Source organism: Pseudomonas sp. NPDC090203 (assembly GCF_044746765.1).
Taxonomy (GTDB): domain Bacteria; phylum Pseudomonadota; class Gammaproteobacteria; order Pseudomonadales; family Pseudomonadaceae; genus Aquipseudomonas; species Aquipseudomonas putida_AD.
This window is the reverse complement of record NZ_JBIVCV010000003.1, coordinates 416,225-431,884: the sequence shown is the minus strand read 5'-3', so window position 1 is coordinate 431,884 and position 15,660 is coordinate 416,225. Positions and strand designations below refer to the sequence as shown.

Genomic DNA, 15,660 nt, shown 5'->3' with positions numbered 1-15,660 from the left:
AGGCACTGCGTAGCCTTGCGCACTTGAGGTTCACCGTTGTGCCTGTCAAGCAGGCTGCGGTGCTAAGAAGGGAATGTGGTTCGACGCCATAGCTGCCCCCGCAACTGTAAACGGTCATGTTCATTGCACAGCCACTGCGCGAGCGGGAAGGCGCGATGGACGCGAGCGGCCTGACCTGCGTCAGCCTCGCCACCGTGAGCCAGGAGACCTGCCTCGAAGCGGACGCCACGTCCACGAATTCTCATTACAACCGGGCGGGGTGATCCGGTGGCGAATCGAACAGCAGGCCTGTCCAGCGCGACGGCCGCGCGGTTTTCGTCCTGTTTGCCCGCCGCTACCCCATAGGGCATCCGATGAAAACACTGGCCAAACTCCCCGTCACCATCGTTACCGGCTTTCTGGGCTCGGGCAAGACCACGTTGCTGCGCCACATGCTCGACAACGCCGAAGGCCGCCGCATCGCGGTGATCGTCAACGAGTTCGGCGAGCTGGGCATCGACGGCGAAATCCTCAAGCAATGCACCATCGGCTGCACCGAGGAAGAAGCCAACGGCCGCGTCTACGAACTGGCCAACGGCTGCCTGTGCTGCACCGTGCAGGAAGAGTTTTTCCCAGTGATGCAGGAGCTGGTTGCCCGTCGCGGCGATCTGGACCACATTCTCATCGAAACCTCGGGCCTGGCCCTGCCAAAACCTTTGGTACAGGCCTTCCAGTGGCCGGAAATCCGCAACGCCTGCACCGTTGACGCGGTGATCACCGTGGTCGACAGCCCTGCGGTGGTGGCCGGTACCTTCGCCGCGTTCCCGGATCAGGTCGACGCCCAGCGCAAGCTCGATCCGAACCTGGATCACGAATCGCCGCTGCACGAGCTGTTCGCCGACCAACTGGCCAGTGCTGACCTGGTGGTCCTGAACAAGGCCGACATGCTCGATGCCCAGGCGCTGGCTGCCGTGCGTGCCGAAGTCGCCGAAGAACTGCCGCCTGCGGTGAAAATCATCGAGGCCAGCAAGGGCCAGTTGCCGATCAACGTGTTGCTGGGCCTGGGCGCCGAGTCCGAACTGCACATCGATGGCCGCAAGACCCACCACGATCACCACGAAGGCGACGATCACGATGACCACGATCACGACGCCTTCGACTCGATCTCCATCTCGCTGCCTCAGGCCGACGAAGCACTGCTGCTCGATGCCCTGACCCAGGCCGTGGTGCAACACGGCATTCTGCGGGTCAAAGGTTTCGCGGCGATTCCCGGCAAGCCGATGCGCCTGCTGGTGCAGGGCGTGGGCACTCGTTTCGACAAGCACTTCGACCGCGCCTGGAAAGCCGACGAAGAACGCGTCAGCCATCTGGTGCTGATCGGTCAGGACCTGGACGCCGCCGTGCTCGAAGCCCAGTTGCGCGCCGCGATCCAGGGCTGATCCATGCACCTGCTGCGCACCCAGCCCGGCGGCTTTGTCCCCGACGACAGCATCGCCGACCTGGGACAGACGCCTGCCGATCTGGTGATCCTGTGCAGCGGTGACTCCCATCTGGCGCTGCTGGCGGAAACTGCCCAGCAGTTGCCTGACGACTACCCGAGCCTGCGCCTGGCCAACCCGATGCAGGTGCAGAACCACGCTTCGGTCGATCTCTATGTCGACGAAGTGCTGCGCCACGCCAAAGTCATCCTGATTTCCCTGCACGGTGGCATCGGCTACTGGCGTTACGGCGTCGAACGGCTGGTGGAGCTGGCAGCGGCCTCTAAAAAAGGGGCCGGTGTGAAACTGATTCTGGTGCCGGGCGACGACCGCCCCGACCCGGAACTCAGCGACCTGAGCACTGAACCTGCCGAGGACCGCGAGCGGCTCTGGCACTACCTGCGCCAGGGCGGCAAGCACAATGCCCTGCAGCTGTTCAATTGCCTGGCCAGCCGTTGGCTGGACCGCGACTACGCCTGGGAAGAACCTCAAACCCTGCCGCGCACGGCGATCTATCACCCGCACAAGGCCAGCGCGACCCTGGCTGACTGGCAGGCCGAATGGCAGGTCGATCATCCCGTGGCCGCCGTGCTGTTCTACCGCTCGCATTTGCAGGCGGCCAATACCGGCTTCATCGACGTGTTCTGTCAGCGGCTGGTCGCCCAGGGATTGAACCCGTTGCCCATCGCCGTGGCGAGCCTGAAGGAGCCGGCTTGTCTTGAGGCCGTGCAGGACTGGCTGGATCAGGCCGAGTGCGAAGTGATCCTCAACACCACCGGTTTTGCCCAGTCCAGCCCAGAGGCACCGCATTTACGACCGTTTCGTCTAAATATCCCGGTGATCCAGGCAATCTGCGCCCAGGACAACGAACCGGCCTGGCAGGCCAGCGAGCAGGGCCTTGGCTCAAGGGATCTGGCGATGCACATCGCATTGCCGGAACTGGACGGGCGCATCATCAGCCGGCCCATCAGTTTCAAGGACCTGGCCTGGCGCAGCGAGCGCAGCCAGTCCGATGTGGTGTGCTACCGGGCGCAACCCGAGCGCATGGATTTCGTCGCCGAGCTGGCGCGGCGCTGGGTATTGCTGGCGCGCACTGCCAACGACGACAAGCGTGTGGCGCTGATCCTCGCCAACTACCCGACTCGCGACGGGCGCATCGGCAATGGCGTCGGGCTCGACACGCCGGCGGCGGCCCTGAATATTCTCAAGGCCATGCAGGACGAGGGCTACCCGGTCCAGGACCTGCCGGACAGCGGCACGGCACTGATCCACGCTTTGCTGGGCGGCGTGACCAACGACCCCGACAGCCTCGATCAACGCCCTTGCCATCAAAGCATGGCGATGGACGAATACCTGGCGGCGTTCGACGCCTTGCCACAGGCCAACCGCGATGCGGTGATCCAGCGCTGGGGTTCGCCACAGAACGACCCGATGTGCCGCAACGGGCGGATGATGGTCGCCGGGCTACGCTTCGGCCTGACCTTCGTCGGCATCCAGCCGGCGCGGGGCTATGACGTCGATCACAGTGCGGTCTACCACGACCCGGATCTGGTTCCGCCCCATGGTTACCTGGCGTTCTACTTCTGGCTGCGCCAGACCTACGGCACCCATGCGGTGATTCACGTGGGCAAGCACGGCAATCTGGAGTGGCTGCCGGGCAAGGGCGTCGGGCTGTCGGAGCAGTGCTGGCCGGATGCGATTTTGGGGCCGTTGCCCAACATCTATCCGTTCATCGTCAACGATCCGGGCGAGGGTGCCCAGGCCAAGCGCCGCACTCAGGCGGTCATCATCGATCACCTGATGCCACCGCTGACCCGCGCCGAAACCTACGGGCCGTTGCGCAATCTGGAGCTGCTGGCGGACGAGTACTATGAGGCGCAGTTGCTCGACCCACGGCGCGCGCGGGAGTTGCAGAAAGACATCCTGCGGCTGGTGCGCGAAACCCACATCGACCGCGAACTGGCGCTGGATGAAGGGCTGGACGCAGATGCCGACGCGGCCATATGGCTGCCACGCCTGGACACTTACCTGTGCGACTTGAAGGAGTCGCAGATTCGCGATGGCTTGCACGTCTTCGGCCAATCCCCGGCAGGCCGCTTGCGCATCGACACGCTGCTGGCGATTCTGCGAGTGCCGCGCGGTGATGGCAAAGGTGCGCAAGCCAGTCTGTTGCGTGCCTTGAGCCATGCGTTCGAGCTGGGCTTCGACCCGCTGGACTGTACGTTGGGCGAGCCGTGGGGCGGTCCGAAACCTCAGGAACTACATGAAGTCAGTGCAGATCCCTGGCGCACGACCGGCGATACCCGCGAGCGTCTGGAGCTGTACGCGCAGCAGATGCTGACGCAGATCCTTGATAACCAGCATGGCTATAAATTGATTGAAAACAATGAATTAGAACTCATTGTTAATGCGGTGCTAGAAGTCGTGGCGCCAAGGCTGGATCACTGCGGCCCTGCGGAAATGCGTGGCTTGCTGGACGCGTTGGGCGGCCGCTTCGTGCCGGCCGGCCCCAGCGGCGCGCCGAGTGGCGGGCGGCTGGATGTGCTGCCCACCGGGCGCAATTTCTTCTCGGTGGACGTGCGCAACCTGCCGACCATGACCGCCTGGAGAATCGGCTTTCAATCGGCCAATCTCTTGCTGGAAAGGCACTTGCAGGACAATGGTGATTACCTGCGTCAACTCGGTTTGTCAGTCTGGGGCACGGCGACCATGCGCACCGGCGGAGATGACATCGCCCAGGCCATGGCGCTGATGGGAGTGCGTCCGGTGTGGGCCACGGGCAGCCAGCGGGTCGATGACTTCGAGATCCTGCCGCTGAGTCTGCTGGACCGTCCGCGGGTGGACGTGACGCTGCGAGTGTCCGGCTTCTTCCGCGATGCCTTCGCCAACCTGATCCGCCTGTTCGATGCCGCTGTACAGGCCGTGGCCGCGCTGGATGAGCCGGATGACATGAACCCGCTGGCCGCCCGCGTGCGCCAGGAGCGCGAGCAGTTCGAGCGCGAAGGGCTGAGTGCCGAGCAGGCGGCGAAACAGGCTGGCTGGCGGATCTTCGGCGCCAAGCCCGGCGCCTATGGCGCAGGTGTGCAGAACGCCATCGACGGCCGCCTGTGGCAGACCCGCGAGGACCTGGCCGAGGTGTACCTGAACTGGGGCGGCTATGCCTATGGCGCAGGCGACGAAGGCACCCCGGCGCGCAACGACTTCGCCCGCCGCCTGAGCAAGGTGCAGGCCGTGGTGCAGAATCAGGACAACCGCGAGCACGACCTGCTCGATTCCAATGATTACTACCAGTTTCAGGGCGGCATGTTGGCGGCAGCCGAAAGCCTGAGCCGCGAAACCGTCGCCAGTTACCATGGCGACCACAGCCAGCCGGACCTGCCGAAGATTCGCAGCCTCAAGGAAGAACTCAACCGGGTTGTGCGCTCGCGGGCGGCCAATCCGAAGTGGATCGAAGGGGTCAAGCGCCACGGCTACAAGGGCGCGTTCGAAATGGCCGCGACCGTGGATTTTCTGTTCGCCTTCGATGCCACCACCGAACTGATCGACGATCACCAGTACGCCTTGCTGGCCGATGCCTACCTGCTCGATGCTTCCACCCGGGACTTCATCCAGCAGCACAACCCCGATGCCTTGCGCGACATGACCGAGCGCATGCTCGAAGCCCAGCAGCGCGGTTTGTGGCAGGAACCGGGCGAGTATCGCCAGGCGCTGGAAAACCTGTTGCTGGATATAGAAGAGACCTGAGTTGCCTATGACCGACACCCCACATTTCCCGCTGGCTGCCGTGGTCGGTGCCGACGAGCTGAAGCTGGCGCTGTGCCTGACGGCCATCGACCCGAAGATCGGCGGCGTGCTGATCGAAGGGCCGCGCGGCATGGCCAAATCGACCCTGGCTCGCGGGCTGGCCGACCTGTTGGCCAGTGGTCAGTTCGTCACCTTGCCGCTGGGCGCCACCGAGGAACGCCTGGTGGGCACCCTGGACCTGGATGCGGCGCTGGGCGAGGGCCGGGCCAGTTTTTCTCCGGGGGTGCTGGCCAAGGCCGATGGCGGCGTGCTGTATGTGGATGAGGTCAATCTGCTGCCGGATCACCTGGTGGACCTGTTGCTCGATGTCGCGGCCAGTGGGGTTAATCTGGTCGAGCGTGACGGCATTTCCCACAAGCATCCAGCGCGATTCGTATTGATTGGCACCATGAACCCGGAAGAGGGTGAACTGCGCCCGCAATTGCTCGACCGCTTTGGCTTGAACGTCGCCCTGAGTGGGCAGACGGTGCCTGAACAGCGCGGGCAGATCATTCGTCGCCGCCTGGATTTCGACGCAGCGCCTGAAGCGTTTTGCGAGCAGTGGGCCGGGCAGCAGCAGGCGCTGAAGACACGTTGCGAAACGGCACGCAGTTTGTTGGCTGGCATCGAGCTGGATGATGCGAGCCTCTCGAAGATCACCGAGCGCTGCTTTGCGGCCGGTGTCGATGGCCTGCGTGCGGACCTGGTGTGGTTGCGGGCGGCTCGGGCCCATGCGGCCTGGCGCGGGGTGTCAGCCATTGCGGACGAGGACATCGACGCGGTGGCCGAATTTGCCTTGCGTCATCGTCGTCGCGAAAGCCCGCCGCAGCAGCCAACCGCGCCGAATCAGGACAGCTCTGGCCAGACGAGCCAAAACCCGCCGCAACAGGGCGAGGGCAATTGGGGCCGGATGCCGGCGCAGCCCGTTGCCACTGGCGCACGGCGTGAAGTGCCCAGCTGGCCAAAAAAGCCTTAGGCATTCGCCCCCGCAAGAGCATGGGGGCGAATGCCAACCCCCGGCCGGGCAGGCTTGACGGCGGCAAGAGCGGTTCAGTCCGGGCCGGTGGCGAAGGCGCTATTGCCTGGGTGCCGACACTGCTGCGCGGCCGTCCGCAGCGCCGCGCCGATCTGGTTCGTCAGCCGCGTACACACAAGGCGCAGGCGCTGTGGCTGGTGATTGTCGACGCATCGGCTTCGACCCGGCGGCACCACGCCTTGAGCCAGGCCAAAGGGCTGTTGGCGCAGTTGTTCGATGACGCTTATCGCCAGCGGGCGCGGCTGGCCTTGCTCACCGCCAGTGGTGGCGGCGCGCGGTGGCAGCAGCATGGATTGAAGGCAGGGGCGGCGTTGCAGCCCTGGCTTAAAGCCTTGGGGGCAGGGGGCGGCACGCCATTGCTTGAAGCGATCGGGCAGGCGGGGGAATGGCTGGCCAAACGGCTTGATCGTTACCCGGCGGAGGCGCAGCGGGTGGTGATTCTGACCGATGGGCGTATCAAGGAAGTTTCGCCTGTCTGCGCGTTTGCCTGCCCGAGCCTGTTGATCGATATCGAACGTGGACCGATCCGGCTGGGCAGGGCGCATGAGCTTGCTCGCTTGCTGGATGCCGAGTATCGGCACATCGACGAGCTTGGGTAGCGGCTGGGGCGGGTGAACACCCTGATATCGCTACGCCGGCAAGCCGGACTGCTACGAGGTTTCCTGCGTACGCCAATTTTGCATACACCCCCTTTTCCGTAGCAGTCCGGCTCGCCGGCGTCGGGGCCCTCAAGATCGCTCCCGCGGGCAAGCCCGGCTGCTACGGGTATATGGTGTGCTCGGGATCTGAGTTCACCGAGGCCCCGTAGCAGCACGGCTTGCCGGCGGGGCGATCTTGGGGGCGCTGCCGCTTGTCAGGCTGGCATGGTCCACGGCTCCAGACGGTAACCTTCACCGCTGATCTCGGCGCGAGCCTGTTCCAGTGCCTGGGCCAGTTGCTGTGGATCGCGGTAGGTGCTGCTTGGAATCTGTTTGCGGCCAATGCGGGTGCTGGTGCGATCGACGACCGTCAGGCTCAGCTCGCCATTGCCATCCTGTGCGGACCAGGCCACGCACTGGAAGGGTTCGAAGGCGTGACCGGCGATCAGCAAAGCATCGTTAAAGCGCAAAGGGGCGTTCATGGAAAGTCCTCAAGTGCCCGTAACATTCAATCACCGATGGCGGGCTTCCCAGTCGGCAGAGTCATTGGTTCAGCTACTTGTACTGATGACCGGCCCCCGGTGTTGAGTCACAAGATATTTCGATATTTTTCAATTTATCTACGTTTTTTTGCGATCCGTGCCGTTTACAGCCGGCGTTTCTGCCTGTGGACGGGTGTTTCAATACTGATCCAGTAGTTTGATTACCTTTTTAATGCCTTTTTGATCTTTCTAAGCACCTTTCGATCTGAGCCTTAGATTCAAACGGTCCAAGCGCGCGTCAAAAACATTGCTAATGTACATTTCAAGGCTGCCAAGACACTGTTTCTAAAAATGTTTTTGCTACGGAATATTATTCGAATCGTGGCGCCAAGGAACTTGATATGCATGAGATGGCATCAATCCGCCGCCTGTTAATTGTCGAACCCTGTGATGAATGTCTGCGCCTGATTCCCGGCCTGCGCATAGCCGGATGGGAAGTGGACAGCTGCGCGCTGGAGTCGGCTGCCTCCCATCCGTGTGACGTGGGCCTGATTCGCCTGATGCCGCAGCATTTCGAGCAGCCCCAGTTGATCAAGGAATTGATCACCCGCAGTAACACCGAATGGATCGCGGTACTGACTGCCGATGACCTGCGCCGAGAGTTGATCGGCGATTTCGTCTGCGAGTGGTTTTTTGACTTCCACACCTTGCCGTTCGACGTCGCTCGGGTGCAGGTCACTCTGGGCCGCGCCTATGGCATGGCACGGCTGCGTGCCCAGGGCGCCAATTACGGCAGTGGGCCGGAGCATGAAATGCTCGGGGAGAGCCGCCCGATCCGCGAACTGCGGCGCCTGCTGACCAAGCTTGCGCCTACCGAGTCACCGGTGCTGATCCGTGGCGAACCCGGCACTGGCAAGGAGCTGGTAGCGCGTACCCTGCACATGCAGTCGCAGCGGCGCAATCAGCCGTTCGTGTCGATCAATTGCAGCGTCACCGGCGAGCAGCAATTGCAGGTGGAGTTGTTCGGCCAGGACGAAGACGGCCAGCGCAGGCCGGGGCGAATCGAAGCGGCCCATGGCGGCACGCTGTTCCTGGACGAGATTGGCGACCTGCCGCTGGACGTGCAGGCCAATCTGCTGCGCTTTCTTCAGGACCGGCACATCGAAATTGCCGGGGAGCGGGTCGCCGTGGACGTGCGGATTCTGGCCGCCACCCATGTGGATCTCGAAGCCGCCATTCGCAAGAAGCGCTTTCGCGAAGACCTGTACTACCGCCTCAACGTGCTGCAAGTCGGGACGGCACCGCTGCGGGAGCGCCATGGTGACCTGGCGTTGCTGGCCAATCATTTCGCCCATTTCTACAGCCAGGAAACCGGGCGCAGGCCGCGCAATTTCAGCCAGGACGCGCTGGTGGCCATGGGCAAGCACGACTGGCCCGGCAACGTGCGCGAACTGGAAAACCGGGTGCGCCGTGGCCTGGTACTGGCCGAAGGCAGACAGATCGAAGCCTTTGACTTGGGATTGCTGGGCGAGGAAGAAATCAGCTCCAGCATGGGCACCCTGGACGAGTACAAATCACGGGCCGAACGCCAGGCCCTGTGCGACGTGCTGACCCGCCACAGCGACAACCTCAGCGTGGCGGCCAAGGTGCTGGGCATATCCCGGCCAACGTTTTACCGGTTATTGCACAAACACCAGATTCGTTGAACCCGGCCTGTTGTCCTGTGAGAGCGAAGTCATTCGCGAATGACAGGCGGGCGATAAGAAACCAGTCGAATGTGCACGCCATTCGACTCAGCTTTGCGCAGTCTCCAGCAGCTCCTGAACCGCTGTAAACGCCCGGTCCTTGCGGTAGCTCCAACTGCCGTCGATCACTTCAAACCGTTGCCCGGTCTCGACCAGCCAGCTCCGGCACCCTTCGAAAAACGCCCAGCGCTCGGCAAAGCCCGGCTGGCACCGCATGCCGTCGCCGACCCACTCCACGCCGTCCGGGGACAGCAGCAGGTGCAGGTCGTAGTGCCTTGAGGCCAGGGCCTGATCGAGCCAGGGCGGGCAGTCACCGAACAGGGTCTGGCTCCACAGGATATTGCTGAGCAAGTGTGTGTCCAGAATCAACAGTTCAGGCGCGCGGGCGCGGGCGGCATCTTCCCAGGCCAATTGCCCTTGAGCGATGGCGGGGATGTCGGCGTAGCAGGTGTCACGCTCTTCCTGCTCGATGAAATAGCGCACGTACTCGGAAACCCGTTCGCCACCGAAATGCCGCTGGATGTGTTCGGCCAGCCAGCTCTTGCCGCTGGACTCCGGGCCTGTCAGTACCAATACCTTCATGGGAGCGTCAACGGGCCATGGCCGGATCGGCGCGCCAGTCTCGCCAGCCCTGCACGGCCAGCAAGGTGAACAGGCCATACAGGGCCGCCGTCAGGTACAGATCTTTGTAGAGGAACAGCCCGACGAAGATGACATCCAGCACGATCCACAACGGCCAGCACTGCAGGCGCTTCTGCGCCATCCACACCTGGGCCACCAGGCTGAAACCGGTCAGGGCCGCGTCGAGCCAGGGTTGGGCGGCGTCGGTGAAGTGGGCCATGGCAGCGCCCAGCGCCAGGCTGACCACCGCGCCGATGGCCAGGCTCAGGGCCAGCGGGCCGGCCCCCAGGGACGTCACGCGACGGCCCTCGATGACCTGGCCGCGGCGTGTCCATTGCCACCAGCCATACAATTGCAACACGGCGTAGACAACCTGCAGCAGCATGTCCGAGTAGAGCTTCACGTCGAAGAAAATCCAGGTGTAGAGCAACACCATCACCAGGCCGATCGGCCAGCACCAGGGGTTCTGCCTGACGGTCAGCCAGACGGCGATGACACCCAGTGCTGCGGCGAACAGCTCAAGCCCGGACATGAAGACTCCTGCATTCGAAAAGGGGGGAATGAATCGGCCGGCGATTGTAAGCCGTTTGGCGTGCGTTGTGGCGGCACGATTGCGACAGAGGTTGCGAACTATCGACGTGTGAGCTGTCGAACCCTGCGCGCCGCGATCCTGACACAGCCTTGCTAGAGCGTTTGCCACAAGGCTCTGGTAGGATCGCGGCGCGCGAGTGCATGGCACCGCAAATCTTGACTGTTCATGCGATTTTTTGACATCGGACCGTTTATCGTTCGCGTAACAGTGCTCAGAACATTTCAAGAGAGTCTCGCCATGAGCGGGCTCCATTTTTTTTGGGGGAATGATGGATCTTTGGACCGCCGCACAGGCGTTGATACTTGGGGTAGTGGAAGGGTTGACGGAGTTCTTGCCGATCTCCAGCACCGGGCACCAGATCATTGTCGCCGACCTCATCGGGTTTGGTGGCGAAAGGGCGATGGCGTTCAACATCATCATCCAGCTGGGCGCGATCCTGGCCGTGATGTGGGAATTTCGTCACAAGATCTTCGAGGTGGTCACAGGCCTCCCGACAAAGCCGCAGGCGCAGCGTTTCACCCTCAACCTGATCGTCGGCGTGTTGCCGGCCGTGGTACTGGGGGTGCTGTTCTCCGACCTGATCCACCATTACCTGTTCAACCCGATCACGGTCGCTGCGGCGCTGGTGCTGGGTGGTTTTGTCATGCTCTGGGCCGAACGCCGCGAGCACCAGGTGCATGCGAACACCGTGGACGAGATGACCTGGGTCGATGCGCTGAAAGTGGGTTTTGCCCAGTGCCTGGCGATGATTCCCGGCACTTCGCGTTCCGGCTCGACCATCATCGGCGGCCTGTTGTTCGGCCTGTCGCGCAAGACCGCCACGGAGTTTTCCTTCTTCCTGGCCATGCCGACCATGGTCGCGGCGTCGGTGTACTCCGGCTACAAATACCGCAACCTGTTTCAGCCCGATGATTTCGCGGTGTTCGCGGTGGGGTTCATCACCTCGTTCATCTTCGCGATGATCGCCGTGCGTGGCCTGCTCAAATTCATCGCCACCCACAGCTATGCAGTGTTTGCCTGGTACCGCATTGCCTTCGGCTTGCTGATCCTGGCGACCTGGGCCTTCGGCTGGGTCGACTGGTCCAGTGCGCAGGCCTGATGCGGTGACCCCGCGTGCGCAAACCAGGGGCGCCGGCCGCACGGACAAGGCATCCGTGCGGTTTCTCAAGTTGAAGCTCGCCGCCATGGCCTTGCTCTGTGCATTGCCGCTGTATGGGGTGATTTCCATCGGGCTGCGGGGCGGCTCGTGGCTGCCGCTGCTGGTTTACCCGGTGCTCAGCGCGATTGCCTTCGGCCTGTATGGCCATGACAAAAGCCAGGCCCGCAAGCAGGGGCCGCGCACCCCGGAAAAACTCCTGCACGCCACGGAGTTACTGGGCGGCTGGCCGGGTGCGCTGGTGGCGCAGCAGGTGTTTCGACACAAGACACGCAAGGTGTCGTATCAGACGGTGGTCTGGCTGATTGTGTTGGCGCATCAGTTGTTCTGGATCGATCGACTGTTGCTGGGTGGCAACTTCCTGGCCCGACATTTTTATTGAGCCGGATCCCGTAGCAGCACGGCTTGCCGGCGGGGGCGCCCTCAAGATCGCCCCGCCGGCAAGCCGTGCTGCTACGGGGTGGTAAAAGTTGCAGACGTGTTCAAGCATCGAGCTTGAGCGCCACTTGCCGGCGCTTGGGCAGCTTGCTGACCACCAGTTGATGGGAACGGGTCAGCAGCTCGCGTAGCTCTTCGCTGCTCATTGCGAACGGATAGGTCAGGGTGACCCAGTGCGCCCGCGCAAGGTACGGGGCAGGGCGCACGCCCGGACGGTCGATGTAGCCCAGGAACAGATCAGGCCCCACCTTGAATGACAGGTCATTGCCGGCAAGGCCCATTACCGCGAACATTTTTGTCTCGGCTATCGAGAACACCCGCACGCCACCCCATTTGTAATCTTCTCGCGCACCTGGCAGGCCCAGGCAAAACTCGGCGACGTCTTCGATGTTCATAGGGTTCCTGTTCGGTCAGTGAATCGTCCGGTGTCCGTTTTAACAGATTCAGTCTTGTAGAGCCTGTCACCCTTTACGCCAGGGTGTGATCGAGCGGATCGGTCGCGCCCATCATTTTTGCAGGATGCATTGCCATACCCGGTCAACGCCGTTGCAGGCAGGCGGGTCAGCATCTGGAGAAACGCAATGCCTTTGACACGACGCGACATTCTTTTCGGCGGCGCGGTGTTTTGTCTGCCGTGGGCCGCTGGCGCCACGGTGGGGCCCGGCTTGAACCTCAGGCAACTTGCAGCTGCCATCGCCCCGGCAGAGGCGGCGCAGGTATCGTTGCCGGACGCCGTGGTCGAGCAGATTCTGGAACGCGGTGGCTGGTCGCCCATGGCCGATGACAACATCAAGGGCGAGACACTCAAGACCGACTTCGTCAAGGGCCTGATGCTCGACTACCGCGACCGACCCACGGACCGCGCGGCTCAGTTGGGGCTGGGATTGCTGGCGTTGACCCTCGGCGTGGCGCAATGGGGCATCGACGACCCCGCAGGCCTGCCCCAGGACCCGGCCATGAGCGACTGGAGCGCCCAGACCAGCGCCAACGCCGGCAAGCATCTGATGAGCTACGGCGTGGGCGGCGTCGGCATCGCCCATCTGGATCAAGGCGACCTGATCGCCTTCATGGACTACGTGCTACAAAGCGGCGTAGTGCCCGCCGAGCATCGGTCGGCGTTCGCCCGGTTGACCAGTCCCGCGCTCTATCCACCAACCCAGGGAGGTGTTTATGGTCAGTTGCGGGCGGCAGGCGTGTGCGCGCCGCTGGCCATCGACGTTGACCTGGAAGGCGCCGCGTTCAAGCATTTCAACAACCCGCACAATGTCGGGTACTGCAGAAAGTACAAGAACCCGGCGCTGACGTCCCTGGACTGGCAGACCTTTCGTACCTGGATCCGCGCCGCGCTGCGCACCAAGGAGGCGCAGATCTGGCTGCTCGAGGCCTGGCTCACGAAATACTGGGACAAGAGCCTGGCCGTGGTGCCTCCCGGGGAGGGCGCGACCGAGGAACTGCTCATCAATGTGCGCATCCGCAATTCGCTGCCCGCCTGTGCCAACCGCGCTGTGGAGGCTGCTGCCGAAGGCGCGGAGGGGCGAGTGCGCCGTGAACTGGACGAATACGCCAAATGCGCGCCGAGCGCCTATGAACGCAGGCGCGAGTTGATGTTGCGTTCGGTGGTGCTGTATCGGCATTTCACCGGGGCCGCGCCGCTGGACTTCAGTTGATTCAGGCGCAGCCCATGGACTGGCCCGAGAACGCCGCCGTCACGTGATCGATCCAGGCACGCACGGCGGGCAAGGACCCGCGCCGCTGGGTGTAGGCGGCTTGCAGGTTGCCACCGGGCATTGACCAGTCGGGCAACAGACGCACTAGGCTGCCGTCGGCCAACTCTTCATGGCAGTTCATCATCGGCAGCATGGTGATACCCAGCCCCGCCAGGGCGGCCGCCTTGCGGATCGGGAAATCGTCGATGGCCAGGCGCGGCTCCAGTACCACCTCAAAGCGCCGACCGTCCTGATGCACCAGTTGATAATGCACCTTGCGGTCAGCGTCGATGGCGCCCAGCGCAGGCAGGCTGGCCAGATCCTGGGGCGTCTGGATGCTGTGGCTGGCGGCCAGGGCCGGGGAGGCCACCAGCACCGCTTCGGCTGGCGAGAGCTGGCGAACGATCAGGCTGGGGTCTTCGTCGCCGATGTCTCGTACGCGCAAGGCCACGTCGATGCTCTCGTTGACCAGATCGACGCGGCGGTTGACCAGCAACAACTCCAGTTGCACGTGCGGGTGGTGTTCGAGGAATGCCGTCACCACGTCGCTCAGGCCCCAATGGGTCATGCCCACCGGGCAAGACACCCGCAAGCGCCCGTGAGGCTCCGACGACAGGCTGGCCACGGCTTCGTCGGCCATCTGCGCCTCCAGCAACATGGCCTGGCAGTGCTGCAGATAGCGCTCGCCGATGGTGGTCAGGGCCAGTTTGCGCGTGGTGCGTTGCAGCAGGCTGGCGTTGAGTCGGGTTTCAAGTTCCGCGATACGCCGGGATAGCCGGGACTTGGGAATGCCCAGCGCGCGGCCGGCGGCGGCAAACCCGCCACACTCGACCACCTGGACGAAATAGTAGAGATCGTTGAGATCTTGCATGGGTTAAATCTGATTGTCCTGTGAGTGGGACAAACTATCGCATTTTTGCCGACTAATCAGCTATTGGCTTGCGCGGTAGGATGATCACCATTCAGTCGCCCAGCGGCGATACTCACTCAGGAAGCCCGTTATGAAACTCTTGCACATCGATTCCAGCATCCTCGGCGATCATTCCGCTTCGCGCCAGCTGAGCCGTGGCGTTGTCGAGTCCTTCACCGCCGCCCATCCGGGCACCGAAGTGGTGTACCGCGACCTGGCGAACGACGCACTGAGCCATTTCTCCGGCGCCACCCTGGCCGCAGCAGGCACCCCGGCTGAAGGCCGCGACGCTGCTCAAGCCCGCGAAGTGGACACCAACGAAGCCGTGCTGCAGGAATTCCTGTCGGCTGACGTCGTGGTTCTCGGCGCACCGATGTACAACTTCAGCATCTCCAGCCAACTCAAGGCCTGGATCGACCGCATCGCCGTTGCCGGCCGCACCTTCCGCTACACCGAAGCCGGTCCTGAAGGCCTGTGCAAAGGCAAGAAAGTGATCGTGGTTTCCACCGCCGGCGGCCTGCACAGCGGTCAGCCAACCAGCGCCGGCCACGACGACCTGCTCAAGGTGCTGTTCGGTTTCATCGGCGTCACCGACCTGCAATTCGTCCACGCACAGGGCCTGGCCTATGGCGACGAGCCACGTGCCAAGGCCATGAGCGCTGCGAAGAAACACATCGAGGAAACCCTGTTTGCCTGATGTCTGACCTCTTCAGGCGTTAAGCGGCGCATTGTGTAGCGATGCACCGAGGTAGCAGACAGTGTCACCGCAAGCCCCATCGTTCAACGGCGCCAAGCCAGCGGACGATGGGGCTTTTGTCGTTTATGGCGCCTTGTCACCACCCGTTCAGCCGGGCGACAGGCTTTGCGATTTCTTTGCGAGTAACGTGTAAGGGTTGCGGGTAGAATCGCCGCCCGGTTTGGTCGACGCAGTACGTGGAATGGCCAGTTTTTCGGTTTCTCCAGAGTTTGGCCCGTCTTGTGCACTATTGATCTGCAAGCCGCTTTGAAAGCGGTGTTGAATGTATTCGGCGCGCGCCGGTCATATGGCTACAGCCGCCGATTTACAAGGACATCAGACATCTCGGGTCTGGATTCC

Annotated in this window: 14 protein-coding genes and 1 riboswitch; of the genes, 9 read left to right on the top strand and 5 right to left on the bottom strand. The window is 63.0% G+C overall.

The genetic code is table 11. The features are described 5' to 3' along the window. Nucleotides 1–9 precede the first annotated feature (9 nt). Nucleotides 10–231: riboswitch (cobalamin riboswitch) on the top strand. Between the two features lie 122 nt (nucleotides 232–353). From cobW to ACIPO9_RS07380, 4 genes are read left to right on the top strand one after another with little or no spacing between them, the layout of a single operon-like run. Further along, the gene (gene cobW, locus ACIPO9_RS07395; protein WP_400610660.1) at nucleotides 354–1,418 is read left to right on the top strand and encodes a cobalamin biosynthesis protein CobW; all 1,065 of its coding nucleotides are present in this window, start codon (nucleotides 354–356) and stop codon (nucleotides 1,416–1,418) included. A gap of 3 nt (nucleotides 1,419–1,421) precedes the next feature. After that, nucleotides 1,422–5,201 (top strand): cobaltochelatase subunit CobN, encoded by a 3,780-nt coding sequence (cobN, locus tag ACIPO9_RS07390; RefSeq protein ID WP_400779714.1) that lies wholly within the window; start codon nucleotides 1,422–1,424, stop codon nucleotides 5,199–5,201. 7 nt (nucleotides 5,202–5,208) lie between these two features. Further along, nucleotides 5,209–6,216, top strand: a complete 1,008-nt coding sequence (locus tag ACIPO9_RS07385; protein WP_400779712.1) for an ATP-binding protein — start codon at nucleotides 5,209–5,211, stop codon at nucleotides 6,214–6,216. A 20-nt stretch (nucleotides 6,217–6,236) separates the two neighbouring features. Then, on the top strand, nucleotides 6,237–6,875 hold the full coding sequence (locus tag ACIPO9_RS07380; protein ID WP_400779710.1) for a VWA domain-containing protein: 639 nt from the start codon (nucleotides 6,237–6,239) through the stop codon (nucleotides 6,873–6,875). A gap of 254 nt (nucleotides 6,876–7,129) precedes the next feature. Here ACIPO9_RS07380 and ACIPO9_RS07375 read toward each other — a convergent pair whose 3' ends face one another. Then, the gene (locus ACIPO9_RS07375) at nucleotides 7,130–7,396 is read right to left on the bottom strand and encodes a hypothetical protein (RefSeq protein ID WP_274136629.1); all 267 of its coding nucleotides are present in this window, start codon (nucleotides 7,394–7,396) and stop codon (nucleotides 7,130–7,132) included. Between the two features lie 401 nt (nucleotides 7,397–7,797). Here ACIPO9_RS07375 and ACIPO9_RS07370 point away from each other — a divergent pair, with 401 nt between their 5' ends. Continuing rightward, nucleotides 7,798–9,102, top strand: a complete 1,305-nt coding sequence (locus ACIPO9_RS07370; protein WP_274136627.1) for a sigma-54 dependent transcriptional regulator — start codon at nucleotides 7,798–7,800, stop codon at nucleotides 9,100–9,102. An 87-nt stretch (nucleotides 9,103–9,189) separates the two neighbouring features. Here the strand turns inward: ACIPO9_RS07370 and ACIPO9_RS07365 are convergent, their stop codons facing one another. Further along, nucleotides 9,190–9,723, bottom strand: a complete 534-nt coding sequence (locus ACIPO9_RS07365; protein WP_400779708.1) for an AAA family ATPase — start codon at nucleotides 9,721–9,723, stop codon at nucleotides 9,190–9,192. A gap of 7 nt (nucleotides 9,724–9,730) precedes the next feature. Then, complete coding sequence (gene pnuC / locus ACIPO9_RS07360; RefSeq protein WP_400779706.1) at nucleotides 9,731–10,294, bottom strand: nicotinamide riboside transporter PnuC; 564 nt, start codon at nucleotides 10,292–10,294, stop codon at nucleotides 9,731–9,733. Nucleotides 10,295–10,622: 328 nt separating this feature from the next. Here pnuC and ACIPO9_RS07355 point away from each other — a divergent pair, with 328 nt between their 5' ends. Continuing rightward, a complete protein-coding gene (locus ACIPO9_RS07355; RefSeq protein ID WP_274136624.1) occupies nucleotides 10,623–11,453 on the top strand; it encodes an undecaprenyl-diphosphate phosphatase in 831 nt (276 codons plus the stop codon). 55 nt (nucleotides 11,454–11,508) lie between these two features. Then, nucleotides 11,509–11,892, top strand: a complete 384-nt coding sequence (locus tag ACIPO9_RS07350) for a DUF1294 domain-containing protein (protein WP_400779704.1) — start codon at nucleotides 11,509–11,511, stop codon at nucleotides 11,890–11,892. Between the two features lie 100 nt (nucleotides 11,893–11,992). Here the strand turns inward: ACIPO9_RS07350 and ACIPO9_RS07345 are convergent, their stop codons facing one another. After that, nucleotides 11,993–12,343, bottom strand: coding sequence for an MmcQ/YjbR family DNA-binding protein (locus ACIPO9_RS07345; protein ID WP_400779702.1), 351 nt, complete (start codon nucleotides 12,341–12,343; stop codon nucleotides 11,993–11,995). A gap of 186 nt (nucleotides 12,344–12,529) precedes the next feature. Between ACIPO9_RS07345 and ACIPO9_RS07340 the strand changes: the two genes are divergently transcribed. Then, the gene (locus ACIPO9_RS07340) at nucleotides 12,530–13,615 is read left to right on the top strand and encodes a hypothetical protein (RefSeq protein WP_400779700.1); all 1,086 of its coding nucleotides are present in this window, start codon (nucleotides 12,530–12,532) and stop codon (nucleotides 13,613–13,615) included. A gap of 1 nt (nucleotide 13,616) precedes the next feature. Here the strand turns inward: ACIPO9_RS07340 and ACIPO9_RS07335 are convergent, their stop codons facing one another. Next, nucleotides 13,617–14,525 (bottom strand): LysR substrate-binding domain-containing protein, encoded by a 909-nt coding sequence (locus tag ACIPO9_RS07335; RefSeq protein WP_400779698.1) that lies wholly within the window; start codon nucleotides 14,523–14,525, stop codon nucleotides 13,617–13,619. A gap of 130 nt (nucleotides 14,526–14,655) precedes the next feature. Between ACIPO9_RS07335 and ACIPO9_RS07330 the strand changes: the two genes are divergently transcribed. Then, entirely contained in the window at nucleotides 14,656–15,261 is a 606-nt protein-coding gene (locus tag ACIPO9_RS07330; protein ID WP_400779696.1) for an FMN-dependent NADH-azoreductase, read from the top strand. Nucleotides 15,262–15,660: the final 399 nt, after the last annotated feature.